14 protein-coding genes are annotated in these 14,100 nt (G+C 40.3%); 3 read left to right on the forward strand and 11 right to left on the reverse strand.

The window, feature by feature from the left end:
* Positions 1-18: 18 nt before the first annotated feature.
* The 8 genes from ABOA58_RS16755 to hmpA all read right to left on the reverse strand — a co-directional run bounded on the left by ABOA58_RS16755 (position 19) and on the right by hmpA (position 9,984).
* Positions 19-1,512, reverse strand: coding sequence for a sodium:solute symporter family protein (locus tag ABOA58_RS16755; protein ID WP_350299296.1), 1,494 nt, complete (start codon positions 1,510-1,512; stop codon positions 19-21).
* Positions 1,512-1,703 carry a DUF3311 domain-containing protein gene (locus ABOA58_RS16760; RefSeq protein WP_034307824.1) on the reverse strand — a complete coding sequence of 64 codons (192 nt, stop codon included), beginning with the start codon at positions 1,701-1,703 and terminating at the stop codon, positions 1,512-1,514. The genes ABOA58_RS16755 and ABOA58_RS16760 overlap by 1 nt, the downstream gene beginning before the upstream one ends.
* An 86-nt stretch (positions 1,704-1,789) precedes the next feature.
* Positions 1,790-2,764, reverse strand: a complete 975-nt coding sequence (locus ABOA58_RS16765) for a hydroxyacid dehydrogenase (protein WP_350299297.1) — start codon at positions 2,762-2,764, stop codon at positions 1,790-1,792.
* Between the two features lie 186 nt (positions 2,765-2,950).
* Positions 2,951-4,885 carry a sigma 54-interacting transcriptional regulator gene (locus tag ABOA58_RS16770; RefSeq protein ID WP_350299298.1) on the reverse strand — a complete coding sequence of 645 codons (1,935 nt, stop codon included), beginning with the start codon at positions 4,883-4,885 and terminating at the stop codon, positions 2,951-2,953.
* Positions 4,886-5,554: 669 nt separating this feature from the next.
* The gene (locus tag ABOA58_RS16775; RefSeq protein WP_350299299.1) at positions 5,555-5,989 is read right to left on the reverse strand and encodes a general stress protein; all 435 of its coding nucleotides are present in this window, start codon (positions 5,987-5,989) and stop codon (positions 5,555-5,557) included.
* A gap of 80 nt (positions 5,990-6,069) precedes the next feature.
* Positions 6,070-7,317, reverse strand: coding sequence for a glutamate-5-semialdehyde dehydrogenase (locus tag ABOA58_RS16780; RefSeq protein WP_350299300.1), 1,248 nt, complete (start codon positions 7,315-7,317; stop codon positions 6,070-6,072).
* 35 nt (positions 7,318-7,352) lie between these two features.
* Complete coding sequence (gene proB, locus ABOA58_RS16785) at positions 7,353-8,441, reverse strand: glutamate 5-kinase (protein ID WP_350299301.1); 1,089 nt, start codon at positions 8,439-8,441, stop codon at positions 7,353-7,355.
* A gap of 334 nt (positions 8,442-8,775) precedes the next feature.
* Complete coding sequence (gene hmpA / locus ABOA58_RS16790) at positions 8,776-9,984, reverse strand: NO-inducible flavohemoprotein (protein ID WP_350299302.1); 1,209 nt, start codon at positions 9,982-9,984, stop codon at positions 8,776-8,778.
* Positions 9,985-10,154: 170 nt separating this feature from the next.
* On the opposite strand from hmpA, the gene ABOA58_RS16795 reads away from it, so the two are divergent.
* Positions 10,155-10,619: an RrF2 family transcriptional regulator gene (locus tag ABOA58_RS16795; RefSeq protein ID WP_350299303.1), complete on the forward strand. Its 465-nt coding sequence runs from the start codon at positions 10,155-10,157 to the stop codon at positions 10,617-10,619.
* 12 nt (positions 10,620-10,631) lie between these two features.
* Here the strand turns inward: ABOA58_RS16795 and ABOA58_RS16800 are convergent, their stop codons facing one another.
* The 3 genes from ABOA58_RS16800 to ABOA58_RS16810 form a co-directional block, all read right to left on the reverse strand.
* Positions 10,632-11,609 carry an HD-GYP domain-containing protein gene (locus ABOA58_RS16800; protein ID WP_350299304.1) on the reverse strand — a complete coding sequence of 326 codons (978 nt, stop codon included), beginning with the start codon at positions 11,607-11,609 and terminating at the stop codon, positions 10,632-10,634.
* A gap of 83 nt (positions 11,610-11,692) precedes the next feature.
* On the reverse strand, positions 11,693-11,878 hold the full coding sequence (locus tag ABOA58_RS16805; protein WP_101222353.1) for a zinc-finger domain-containing protein: 186 nt from the start codon (positions 11,876-11,878) through the stop codon (positions 11,693-11,695).
* Between the two features lie 5 nt (positions 11,879-11,883).
* Entirely contained in the window at positions 11,884-12,555 is a 672-nt protein-coding gene (locus ABOA58_RS16810; protein WP_350299305.1) for a ribonuclease H family protein, read from the reverse strand.
* A 220-nt stretch (positions 12,556-12,775) separates the two neighbouring features.
* Between ABOA58_RS16810 and ABOA58_RS16815 the strand changes: the two genes are divergently transcribed.
* Positions 12,776-13,189 carry a reverse transcriptase-like protein gene (locus ABOA58_RS16815; RefSeq protein ID WP_350299306.1) on the forward strand — a complete coding sequence of 138 codons (414 nt, stop codon included), beginning with the start codon at positions 12,776-12,778 and terminating at the stop codon, positions 13,187-13,189.
* A complete protein-coding gene (locus ABOA58_RS16820; protein WP_350299307.1) occupies positions 13,173-14,081 on the forward strand; it encodes a DMT family transporter in 909 nt (302 codons plus the stop codon). Before ABOA58_RS16815 ends, ABOA58_RS16820 begins: the two co-directional genes overlap by 17 nt.
* Positions 14,082-14,100 lie beyond the last annotated feature (19 nt).

Genomic DNA, 14,100 nt, shown 5'->3' on the forward strand with positions numbered 1-14,100 from the left:
TTGAACTCATTCCCACTATCATTTAATAAGTTTTTCCATTCCGGAAACTTGTTTTTTCTCTTCCATCCGAATTGAAGTTTTTCTAGTAACGGCACTCACTCCCAAAGTTACTGCAATATTGATGAATAATACAGCTAACCCCACATCAAGATCTTGTATTCCTTGCGGTAGAGATGGAAATAAAGTAGCAAGCGTCGTACCTGAAGTAGTCGAGTATATGACAATTAGGATTCCAACGATCATTCCGGCAAAAGCTCCTTGAACGGTAACAGGATTCTTTTTCCACAGACTGAAAAATAGTGCTGGAAACAACTGTGCCATGAAGCTATATGCCATAAGATATAACGTGAAAATCGACTCCCCGCCATTGAACGTAAAATATAGAGTCACTATAGAAATGACAGGTACTAACATCCTGCTCAATCTTTGAAGCTGTTCATCTGATGTATTCGGCTTCCACACCTTATATACATTTTTTGAAAGGATCGTGGCCGTAGCTGTCAACACTAGTGAACTGGGTATAAGGGCTGCCATCGCCCCTGATGCTCCAATAACTCCGACAAACCAGGGATCAAATGACATCTTCGCCATTTTAAATAAAGCTAAGTCTGCTTCTGCTCCCTGTAAATTCGGAACTTGGAGAATCGCAGAAAAACCAATAAATAACGAAAAAATGATGATTACTTGATAAATTGGCATAATCCCAGCATTCCAACGGAGTGATTTGGGACTTTTTGCAGAGAACACACCCGCTAACATATGAGGAAACATATAGAATGCCAGTGCTGTCATGATCGTAGCTGAAATAAACCAAGAGATACTCAAACCTTGTTCCGGGAATATCAATAAACCTTGTTTTGCTGTATTGATTGCTTCAAACATCGGCTGTAAACCACCGTAATAATGAAGTGGAAAATAAATCCCCATAAAGACGACAACTGCCAGAATCATGATATCTTTAATGACCGCGGTCCACGCTACTCCATGCATCCCAGAGGCAGTTACATAAATTGTGATCGCAATTACACCAACAACTATAGCCACATTTGGAGAGATGGACCCATAGGAGGTTTCCGATACGATAATACCTAACCCTTTCAACTGCATGATCAGATATGGAATAATTGAAATGACGCTAATTACCGCCACAAGAACACCTAAAGCCGGGCTGTTGTACTTTTTGTCATAAAAATCAGATTGAGAAATGACATTATTTTTTTTGGCATACCTCCAAATAGGCGGCAACAGCCAATATGCGATTACAAAATAGAAGCAATTGAAAGCATATAAGGCAGGAGGCATACCCGATCTATAAGCTCCTCCGCTCGCGCCCAAAAACGTATAGGTCGTAAACATTTCACCTGCTATCAAGAAGAAGAGCAAAAAGCTGCCGAAGCCTCTTCCGCCTATAGCCCATTGTTCCAAACTCATATTTTTACCTTTTCGAGCTTGAAGCCCTAACCAAATACACAGAACCAGAAAGAAAAGGATAACAAGCAGGGCTTCATTCATCAGTCTTCTTCCTCCTCGGTTGCAGGATCAAGTTTATTAGCAATTATCAAAAAAACCGATGTAAGACAGACCCATAATATGGCCCAAAAAAGAACAAATGGCATCCCTAACACATAAGGTTCAATTCGATTGATAACCACAAGCGAGCCAAGTGCCGGTATTGCACTTATCACATAGATTATTTTCTTCATTTGTTCACCATCCTTATCAACAAATGCCAAACTCGAATTTTTCAAACCTCATTTTTCAGAAAAAACAGATAATTATTGCTGTATTATTACATTGACACCCCTTTAGTTAAGGGCTCATTTACAGCCCAGTTCGGTTTCACGCCAGTAAGAACTTGTTCCACTTGCGTTGCTGCATGTATAGCCATGCGTATCGAACCTTCCTTCGTCAATGCCGCATTATGAGGGCTGACAATCACATTATCCAATTTAAAAAGGGGATTCCATTTATCAGGAGGTTCAACTTCAAAAACATCTATTCCAGCGCCGGCAATCTCACCCGCTTGCAAAGCGTTTACTAAATCACTTTCCTTCACCACACCGCCCCTGGAAGCGTTTACAAAAAAGGAGGAAGGTTTCATCCAGGAAAACTCACGGCTTCCTATTATTCCTTTTGTTGTTTTCGTTAACGGCAGATGTAGACTAATAACATCAGAATACCTGAATACCCTTTCTAAATCTGTTGCTATCTCCAACTCAGAATTCGGGTTGGCTGTAACATAGGGGTCGTAGCCAATCACTTTCATATCGAAGCCTTCGGAAGCCTTTTTTGCCAGTATTCTACCGATTCTACCCAGTCCAATAATCCCCAAAGTCTTGCCTTCCAAGTCCATGCCAAAAAGTTGATTACGGATAGCAAAATTCCCGCTGCGCAGCTCTTTATCAGCCAAGTTTAAGTTTTTGGACAATGATAAAATTAATGCCATTACATGTTCAGCTACAGAATTCGCATTCGCCTCTGGGGTATTTGTTACATAAATGCCACGCTCTGTAGCGGCTTCGATATCGATATTGTCCAAGCCCACTCCATACTTAGCTATTACTTTGAGGTTTTCAGCTGCTGTAATAACTTCTCTATTTATTACAGCCGTTGATCTCGTTAATACTGCATCACATCCCTTGATTTCTTCCATAAGAATTTCTTGCGACAGATCAGACCCTACTTTAATCTTAAAGCCTTTTTCTACTAAATAACTTTTCCCCTCTTTCTCAATATCTTGAGGAATATACACTAAATGACTCACATTCCCACCAACCTTTCATGTTAACCTTGAAGGAAAAATCTTTCCTACTCCATTGTTTATATACAATTATTGTGCCAACATAAAAAACATCCGTTTATTCAAGAAAGAAGCCAATTAGTTCTCATATTAAGACATAAATAAAGTAAACAAATTGTTTCATAATGAATTAATGTGTTTCACTACGTTTCAATTTGTTTCAATATTCAAGTTTTTTATCTTTCTCCATAATGTCGTGCGACTCATGCCTAACTCAAAGGCAGCTTTTCCTTTATTAAAATTCACCTTTATTAACGTTTGAACAATTCTTTCACGCTCGGATAAATGTATTCCAGGTGACATATCGCTCTCTCCGTCTTGTTGCGACAGCGGTATTTTCTTTTTACTTCTATTCGGAAAATACATTTCGATATCGTACACATCAATTAATTTGTTCTTATAAAGAGCACATAATCGCTCGCAAAAATTTTGCAATTGGCGAATATTCCCTTCCCAATTCCCTTCACTCAGCTTTTTCATGGCACTATCCGTAATCTTGATTTGTTTTTGATCTGAATGACCTTTCCGAATAAAAGCATTCACCAATAACGGAATATCTTCTCTGCGTTCCCGAAGCGGAGGCAATACAAGGTCCAGCACACTCAAGCGATAATACAGATCCTCCCGAAAGTCATTACTTTTTACCATTTGCATGAGGTTTTTGTTCGTTGCCGACACAATTCTCACATCGACCGGAATTACTTTATCATCACCGATGCGCATGATTTCCCGCTCCTGCAGGACACGTAGCAGCCGGCTTTGCATTTTTGGGGAGATTTCTCCTATTTCATCTAAAAAAATCGTACCTCTATGGGCCAGTTCAAAAAATCCTTGCTTTCCGCCTTTCATGGCTCCCGTGAAAGCTCCCTCTGCATATCCGAAAAGCTCACTTTCCAATAAATTTTCCGGAAGGGCTGCGCAATTAATGGCTACAAACGGGTTATTTTTACGGTTGCTATGATTATGTATGCTTTGGGCGAATATTTCCTTGCCCGTTCCAGTTTCTCCAATTATAAGAATGTTTGAATCTACTTCACTATAACGTTGAGCCGTTTCAATCGTCCTCTTGATTTCCGAACTCCGATACAATATATCATCAAATGTGTACTTCGCCACATGTCCACGTGAATGAAGCTTTCTAAAGAACTTCCCTTCCATCTCCTGAATGCGTGTAACATCTTGAAAGGCGACCATATCCCCCACTTTTTTACCTTTTAAAAATATCCCAACTTTTTTTACCGATAATTGAATGGATTGGTAAGCAACCGTATCTTTTTCGTATTCATCCTTGCTTAAAAGCATATTACGAAATTTCCCGGGCTTTATTATATCGTATATAGAATTTCCAATTAAGCTCCCCTTGGCAATGGACAAAATCTCCTGAGCCGCCGTATTAAATACGGATATTTGTCCCTTTAAATCTATAGCAATAACCCCTTCATAGGCATAATTAAGAATCGTTTGGTAACGCTTGGTCTTCTCCTGTTCCCTTCTGCTGACAAGAGCTACTCGTTTCGCCTCAATCAACGCCTGCCGAAATGATTCCTTTCCAGTATCAACCAGAATGGCTCCCAACCCTATTTCTTCGGCATATTTACAGGTACTTAAACCACTTAACACAACCTCACAGCCATCTCTGGCTGCTAAATCCACTAAACTGACTGAGGACTCGATATCATTTAATATATAGGACTGAATTGGCAAATCAACGATATCCGAAAGGTTTTCCACGCCATAAATCATATTTAACGCACCTATGACGGCCACTTTTTTATTGCCAAAACGAGCCTTGCAATCATACAGGGAACGAATGAGATCAATACCCTGTACTGGTATATCAACGATTGGAATGAATTCATTGCTTTCTTTTAAAAGTTTCGTAATTAATCCCCTTGAGATGATTACATCAGCATCAAGCTTCAGCTTCCCTATCTTATCGGCATCCTCAACTACCTCCTCTAATACAAACTTAACCGAACCGTTATCATTGTTTTCCGATGCTTCCAACTTGTTGAATTCCTCAAATCTTTCAAAAGCGTCCGTAATATACCCTTTTCGAGGAACAACGAGTTTTATTTTTATCAAAACACCCACCTCCAGCAAGAATCATTTCAGTTTATTGGATATAAGCTCAAGGCCCTGGTTATACAAGGTCTTGATAAGTTCGAGTTAGCTAAGAATGCCCCAAAGTATTTCATTCAAAGCAGGAATATGAAAAGTAAATGCCTTAAGTACGCTTGAGATTAATTCCCCGTTTTATTAAGATATTCCATCTTTCACTTTGAAAAATAAAAAACCCTGTTATCGTGGGTTTTTTCATCACAAGGATTTCGATTGGTATTAAATATCACAACAGAAATGGTCATTCAAATCTTCTCAATAAAACTTGCTTTTCATCACTGGAAAACGCTTTTTAACATTATCATCAGTATAATGATTCTCAAGGGGAAAATCATCATGAATAAAATCATCTATAATTTCTTAAAGTGGCATCGGCTTCTACTTTTATACCATAATTCCCCTCCTTTCACGCTAATAGGACTATATTCCTTTAATTCTTCATACCAATGTGGAATTCCTTTTGTTTTTATCGTGAGTGACAATAAAATTAGCCTACAAACAGATTACCCCGTCCAAGAAATCCTGAACGGGGTTTTTCAATAAATAAGACCTGTTTAATTTTGAGTTTTTATTGAGTTTAGTTGAAATCAAACATCGTAAGTCTGTTCATTCTAGGTGGTTTTACTTGCGAACTTAAAAAGGATCGGCTATGACAAGGATTTTCCCTGCTTTAATATCCTCCATATATTGATCGACTTCGGCTTCCTCCAGTCCAAGATCCAATAATGGCTTCCTCAATCCGCCTGCACCCGATGCGGCCCCGGCTGCGGCCCCGCCAAAAGTGGTGAAAATCGGTCCTGCTGCCAATATCGGACCAATTCCTGGTACGGCCAATGCACTCATTCCAATAAGCAGGCCTGTCAATCCGACAGCTCCGCCGGCTGCTGCCCCAGCTACTAATCCATCAGTTTTTGCCGGGCTGACTTCCTCTGCTTCAGTTGGTAATTTATCGATGTTTTTTGCCACTACTGATATTTGATCGGATGTATATCCTTGTTGCTTTAAATTTTTGACTGCTGAAGTCGCTTCATTTTCATTTTCATATATTGCTATAAACCTCTTGTCCATGGTATCTGCTCCTTTAAAAGTAATGTATTGTACAATACCCTTAATTGAGCTTTAATAACCTTCCATGAAAGAAATGAATTTCATTCCCGGATTTGCCCCTGGCCGTATATGAAGTACTTGCTTGATGTTAAGGCCGGTAACCCCATTGGTCCACGTGCATGCAGCTTTTGCGTGGAAATGCCGATTTCTGCGCCATAACCGAATTCAAAGCCGTCGGTAAAACGGGTGGAAGCATTGTGATAAACTGCTGCGGCATCTACTTTATTCAAAAATGCGTAAGCGTTTTGTTCATCCCTTGTTAGGATTGCTTCAGAATGCTTGGAACCATATTGGTTTATGTGATCAATGGCATCGGATACACCTTTTACAGTTTTCACGCTGAGTTTTAAAGCCAGGTACTCAGTTGACCAATCTTCCTCTTTAGCCGTTTTCGCTCTCGGAAAGGCGCTGCAAACCGCTTCATCTCCATATAATTCAATACCCTTTTCATCCAGGAGTTCCAGAATACGCACTCCATTTTCTTTAAACCATTCTTCATGGATTAGAAGCCCCTCAATAGCATTGCATACGGATGGACGCTGAGTTTTACCGTTTAAGACAATTTTCTCGACCATCGTGATATCTGCGGTCTGATCGATGAAGATATGGCAATTGCCTGCTCCTGTTTCAAGGACGGGAACAGTTGACTCCTTAATGACCGTTTCAATTAAATTCTTTCCGCCGCGCGGAATCAAAACATCTAAATACTCATTAAGATGAAAAAGTTCCTTAGCGGTTTCTCGACTCGTATCCTCGATCAACTGAACAGCTTCTACAGGGATTTCCGTATTCTCTAATGCTTTATGAATGGAAGAAACTAGTGCCATGTTGGAGTATTTGGCTGACGAGCTGCCTCTTAATAGGACAGCATTCCCCGTTTTCAAGGATAATGTAGCTGCATCGATGGTCACGTTAGGCCTTGCCTCATAAATCATCCCGATTACCCCGATTGGCACCCGTTGCTTTTTAATCAATAAACCATTCTCTTTTTCGATCGTCTCCAATTGTTCCCCAATCGGATCATTTAAACCGATTAAAAGCATAATGGCCGCTGCCATGTCCTCAATACGGTTAACATTCAGCATAATTCGATCTAGTATAGACTCGCTTAAGCCTTTTTTCCTGCCATCTTCCAGATCCTTTTGGTTTTCCTTTATCAAAAACTCTTTATCAATAATCAGTTGTTTAGCAATTTTTCCAAGTGCCTCATTCTTCTTTTCCGTACTCAAACCGATTAGCTGATAGCTGGCTTTTTTGGCTGCCTTTCCTTTCGCCGTCACTTCACTCATTTCTAAATTCCCCCTTTTTTCTTGAAATTGAGTTTTTATGCTTTCACCCATTTATCGCGATGGATAACTTCTATGGAAGTGATTATAAGCTCGGATGTCCTCTTTCCCATCGCCTGTTTTAATTCTTCGTCGGAATAAAGGACCTCACCCCGCCCTAATAACCCATTTGCACCAAAGACTTCGACAACATCACCCTTATTGAAGACTCCTTTAATTTCATAAATTCCAGCTGGCAGCAGACTGCTGCCATTTGAAACCAAGGCCCTTTCGGCACCTTCATCAACGAAAATTTTCCCGGATACTTGTGAATGAAGGGATATCCATTGTTTGTTTTTCGTTACCGTCGTCAAGACATCATTCCCAATATACGTGCCATCACCATTGCCTTCAAGGATTTTTAGAAGTTTATCACTTCCCAAACCAGAACCGATGAATACTTTCACCCCTAGAGACAATGCAGTTTGCGCTGCAATCAGCTTCGATTTCATCCCACCGGTTCCGACATTGGATCCTGCACCTTCTGCCATTTGCAATAAATCCTCCGTTATTTCGGATAGCTTTTCAAATCGTTTAGCCCCTGGATTTGTCTGTGGATTGGAATCATAAAGCCCATTAATGTCCGTTAATATGATCAAGTTGGTCGCGTGGACAAGCCCGCTTACTAAGGCGGATAGCATATCATTATCACCAAAAGTCAACTCCTCGACCGATACTGTATCATTTTCATTTATAATCGGAAGGATGCCGCGTTCAAGCAATTCCATCAATGTGGCATATGCATTTTTATATCTATCTTTTTTCGAGAAATCTTTCCTTGTTAATAAAATCTGTGCCGGAACGATTCCAAAATGCCCTAATTGTTCCATATACGATTGAATCAATAGGCTTTGACCTACAGCTGCAGCAGCTTGTTTTCCTTTGAGAGTGACAGGTCTCGTCGGATAGCCAAGCTTGCGAAAACCTGTCGCTACAGCACCTGATGAAACAAGGACAACTTCATGTCCGGCTTTCCTTAATGCTGCCACTGCCTGGATATGATCGGAAAATTTATTCTGGTCGATTTCACCTTGTGTGTTGGTCAAAGAACTACTTCCTATCTTTACAACGATGCGTTTCTTTTCCATCGATTACTTCCTCCAATAAATATCTAAGACATGAAAAAAAGCCCTTTTCATCCTCGAAATAAGGACGAAAAGGGCTGCTCTCCGTGGTACCACCTTCATTGAATGCAAGTTCATGCATTCCACTTTGCCTGATAACGCCAGGATTTGCGCCTATGTTTTGCATAGGACTCAAGAAGCAGGTTCTGCGCTTTCCTGTCGCGGGTCTTCCAGCAATTGACGCCGCTCTCTGTCACAGTGATTCTCGCATACTAATCTTCTCTCAACGTTCATTGTTTTAATATAGTATGCAAAATTATCTTCTTGATGTCAATAACATTCCTTTTATGAATGAACCTTATATCGCCATGGCTGGGCCGAAGAACTCATAGTGAATTTTATCCATTTCTACCCCAAGCTCTTTAAGGTAAGTGATGATGGACTTCATGAAAGGCACAGGGCCGCACACATAATAATCAGCTTCAGGTTTAACAATACTGCTCAATAATTCCTTATCAACATACCCTTCCTTTGCAAAATTCGGCAGGTTCTTATCATCCTCACTCGGATTTTTAAAGACAAAGGATAAATGATAACTGGCAAGCTTGTGCGTTAGATCTGTCAGTTCCGTTCTGAACGGCTGTAAAGTGCCTTTATCGGATGCGTGAATGAATTGGACATCACGCTCAGGTGTTTGTTCAGCTACTGCATGAACCATACTCATGAAAGGCGTTATGCCAACGCCTCCGCTCAAGAATACTGCCGGAGTCCGTTTTCCCAAATCAATGGTGAAATCACCTGCAGGAGCCGTTACGTCAATACTGTCACCCATCTGAATGGATTCATGCAAGTAGTTAGAGACCCTTCCATCAGGAGAGGTTCCAGGCTTTTCTTTTTTAACGGAAATCCGGAAGTAATCTTTTCCCGGAACATCAGACAAACTATACTGACGGTTGAATAAATAACGTTCACCCGGTATCTCGATGCGAACCGTAATATATTGTCCTGGAAGAAATGCAGGAACCTTGTCTCCATTTGCTGGCTTTAAATAAAAGGAAGTGATTACGTCACTTTCCCGTACTTTTTCCACCACTGTGAATCGTTTGAAATCAGACCATCCGCCGACCTGATTGGAAGCTTCGTCGTACATTTCCTTTTCGATGCTAATGAAGACATCGGCAATGACTCCATAGGCCTCTCCCCAAGCTTGGAGGATCTCTTCTGTAGCCGAATCTTGTAACACTTCCTTGATTGCACCTAATAGATATTCTCCAACAATGGGATAATGTTCAGCTTTAACTGCAAGACTTCTGTGTTTTTGTGCTATTTGCTTCACGGCAGGTAAGATCGTTTCAAGTTGATCTATATGTTTAGCCGCTGCCAAAACCGTGTTGGCAAGTGCAGTTTGCTGGCGCCCCTTTTTTTGATTGGCGTGATTAAAGACATTTAACAATTCAGGATGTGCTTCAAAAAGATTTTTATAGAATACAGTTGTGATAGTTGCACCATGCACTTCTAATACGGGTACGGTTGATTTGATAACATCGATAGTTTTCTGGGATAGCATAGGTAAACCCCTCTTCATAAACAAGTATTTTAAATACATGTTTATATTAGAACTTAAATGCATTAAAAGCAATATTTTTTATACATCTTTTTAAATAATAAGTTTTCATGTTTATAAAATGTTCACATTTATGATATAGTCTAATGGGGATAGAATGTGAGGCGATAAACATGAGGTTGACGAGTTATTCCGATTACTCACTTAGAGTGTTGATTTACCTGGCTTCCCACGACCAAAGCAAATTGTCAAATATTAAAGAGATATCTGAAGTTTATCAACTGTCTAAAAATCACTTGATGAAGATTGTTCATAATCTAGGTAAATTAGGCTATATTGAGACGATACGTGGAAGAAATGGCGGTTTCCGGCTTGCAAAATCACCCGCCGAAATAAATGTAGGGGAACTGGTACGGAGAACCGAAGAAGATTTTTATTTAGTGGAATGTTTTAAAGATCACGATAACTGTGTGATTTCTCCCGTTTGTTCATTGAAATTTGTCCTTAATAATGCCTTGGATGCTTTTTTAAAGGTCCTTGATCAATATACGATTGCAGACTTCAGCGAAAATAAAGTGATGCTCAAAACTTATTTCGATTCAGTAAAGCAGAATGACGAAAAGCCCGATTTTTTATAATCGGGCTCTTTTTTATCCGATGATTCGTTCAATCTGCCATTCTTTTTCCATTCGCAAATCCATGATCCCTGAACTGGTTTTCAATAGGACTTTAAGGGGATCGTATGGATTGATCATGATGATCGTCCCGATGCGTCCATTGGTAAGCGCGACTTCTTTTCCGACTAAAGTGGACATTAATCGGTTTACAAACTCCAGCAGTATTTCTGGATTGAATTTACCGAACATATCGCTGTTCATTTGCTCAATCACCTTATAAAACGGCATGGCCTGATGATATACACGATTTGAAGACATCGCATGGAATACATCGGCTATTGCGACGATTTTCGAATGATGATGGATATCATTCCCCATCAGACCAAGTGGATAGCCTTTCCCATCTTCCCGTTCATGGTGCTGAAGGGCTGTTAATGCAATTGATGATGGGATTCCAGGGATATTTTTAAGTAATTCATAACCATAGATGGCATGTCGTTTCATTTCTTCATATTCTGCCGCAGTCAGTCTACCCGGCTTTTCCAATATACTATCCGGAATCCTAGTTTTACCAACGTCATGCAGCGTGGCTGCCAGTGTCAGTGCTGAAAGGTTTTCTTTCGATAATCCAAGCTTCATCCCTAGATAAGTGGCAATGATTCCGACACCGATATTGTGCTTATACGTATAGTCGTTGTTTGCTTGCATCTCTTTGAAAAGGTAATAAACATCAGGGTTCTTTGCAGCTTGTGCAATGACAGGTGCTACCTCAGCTTTAATCACTTCAACCTTTTCAAGCTGTATTTTTCCTTCTTTACGTATATCTTGAAAGATGTTTTTGATTTGAATAGAAGCTTTGTTGATTCTTTCATGAATCTTTACTATAGGTTGTACATGATCATCAGTTAAAGTAGATTCACCTTTTTTCAATTCTTCCATCATGAAATCAATTTCAGGTATGGTAAGAGGCGGATTCGCTTTATTAATCAGCTTCCCTCTTCTATTTTTCATTGCTCTCACACTTTTCTCTATTTTTTACCTATAATACCATATCCTTCATGACATTGTGTCTTAATGTAAACAATTTTTGGCACTTAAGTTCGGTCACTAAGTTCATTGCCCAGCCGTTTTAATTTTTCACCAACCGTACATTCTGAAATACAAAACTGATGGGCATATGTACGCCCCTTCTCTTTTCGAAAATGCTTTCGTAAAAAACAATCCTGACAAAATGAAGCGAGAACATCTTCCACTTCTTCATATATTTTTTTCCTGTTCATTGTTGTTATGGCTCCTTTGGCTCAGCAATCTCTATTTTGCTGAAAATGGCTTTTCCCTGCAGTGCAAGTGTTGCCAGGCGATCAGCTTCCTGATTTTCCTTCCGAGAAATTGGCTTGCAGACCGGAATGATCTTTAATTTATCCAGTTTCGCTTCAATGCGGTCCAGCCATTTATTTAAGTTTTCTTCCATACAGGGCCATTCACCGGAAAGTTGATTTAAGACAACTAGAGAATCCCCTTTAAAGACACAGCTTTGATGGTGGACCCCAAGTTCTTCCATCTGTTTGACCGCTTCATGAAAGGCCGCATATTCAGCTTCATTATTGGATTCGAATTGGTCCAATTTCACGTTGGTGCGTAACCGCCAGAACTTCTTACCTTGACGAAAATAAATCGCTACACCGAGTCCTGCCACCTTTTCACCTTTTTGAAAACCGCCATCAAAAAAAACCGTCACATCCTGCGGCTCTTCCTCAACTTCCGTCAGGAGTTTCTTTAGCTCTTTCTTCGTCCATGTTGTATCGAATTCATCCTTGAATTCCACTTCTTTCAGCCTTCCTGCCTTTTCAAGGTCTTCCGTAATGACCAGTGCAGTCCCGGCATCAAGCCAATCCGAAACGAAATCGGCAGATGGTTTTTTTGAAGCATGATATGTCCATTGCATAATTACCTTCAAAGATTTCCAGCTCCTTATCCATTCACCATTCATGAAGAACAGCTTACAATTTTCATACCTTTTTTTCGTCATACCCTTTATAATATATTGTAAGCATTTGAATCACTCTTTTTAATTATAGTTCCCATATCAGCCTGAAATTCTCATGTTTCAATCTTATTTTATATGAAACGTTTTTTATTAAGGCATATTGACAGTTAAACTCGAGGAGGAGCATATATTGATCGAAGTGTATATTGATGGTGCCAGTGCGGGCAATCCCGGGCCGAGCGGCGCAGGTGTTTTCATAAATAATAACGGTGTGGTCGAGAGGCATTCATTTCCGCTTGGAAATATGGAAAACCATGAAGCGGAGTACCATGCTTTAATCAAAGCATTGGAAATTTGTGTAGCCAATAAGTATCAAATCGTTTCTTTCCGTACTGACTCCCAAGCCATCAACCAGGCCATTGAAAAAAGATTTGCAAAAAATAAGTATGCGATATTGCTGGAACGGGCGCTAAAGCTTTCCGACGAGCTTGAATTATTTTTCATTAAATGGATTCCAAACCTCGAAAACAAGTCCGCGGATGAATTGGCGAGACGGGCCATTCGCATGAATAAGGCTGAGGAAATTCATGAACAAGACAGCTGATTTTTCGTTATTATTCGTTGTATTCATCTGGGGTGTCACTTTTGTCATGGTTCAAAATGCCCTATCATTTCTTGACCCATTCACGTTTAATGCCGTCCGTTTCTTCATGGCCTTCGTTTTCTTGCTCATTCCTTACATATCGACTTTACACAAAAAGGGGAAAACTTGGAATAAGGGCCTCATCATAGCCGGGTTTCATATTGGGGTTTGGCTTTTTCTGGGATATGGGCTTCAAACGATCGGATTGAATTATACGACTCCTGCCAAGACAGGCTTCATTACAGGATTAAGTGTCGTCATGGTACCTGTTTTTTCCTTGCTGCTTTTAAAACATCGGCTTTCCCGCAATACAATGATCGGTGTCGCAGCGGCAACCATTGGGCTTTATCTAATGACTTTCGCTGACCGCTCCAATTTGAATATCGGTGATTTACTGGTATTTTTATGCGCAATCAGTTTTGCCATGCAGATCATTACTACCGCTAGATATGCCAAGACCCTACCCGCCTTACCGTTGACGCTGATTCAGGTTTCGACCGTATCTTTATTATCATTTGTTTCAGCCTTCATTTTCAACGAGAATCATTCCGTCATCTTCAGCCCAGAGGTCATGTTAAAGAAGGATGTATGGACTGCTTTATTGGTTACTGCAGCCCTTGCCACGGCGTTCGCCTTTTTCGCTCAAACCTTCTTCCAAGCCTATACGACACCTACAAGAGTGGCGCTGATCTTTTCAATGGAACCGGTTTTTGCTGCGTTATCCTCATACATATTGATAGGGGAAAAATTGACTACCGCCTCCATCATCGGCTGCGCATTCATTTTCTTGGGAATGATATTCGCTGAACTGCCTGTTAAGAAAAAGAAACAGGTGACACAGGAGCTTTCTTAAAATAGCCCAATAAAACAAA

It is taken from the genome of Peribacillus frigoritolerans, from assembly GCF_040250305.1.
In the GTDB taxonomy this organism is placed as follows: Bacteria; Bacillota; Bacilli; order Bacillales; family DSM-1321; genus Peribacillus.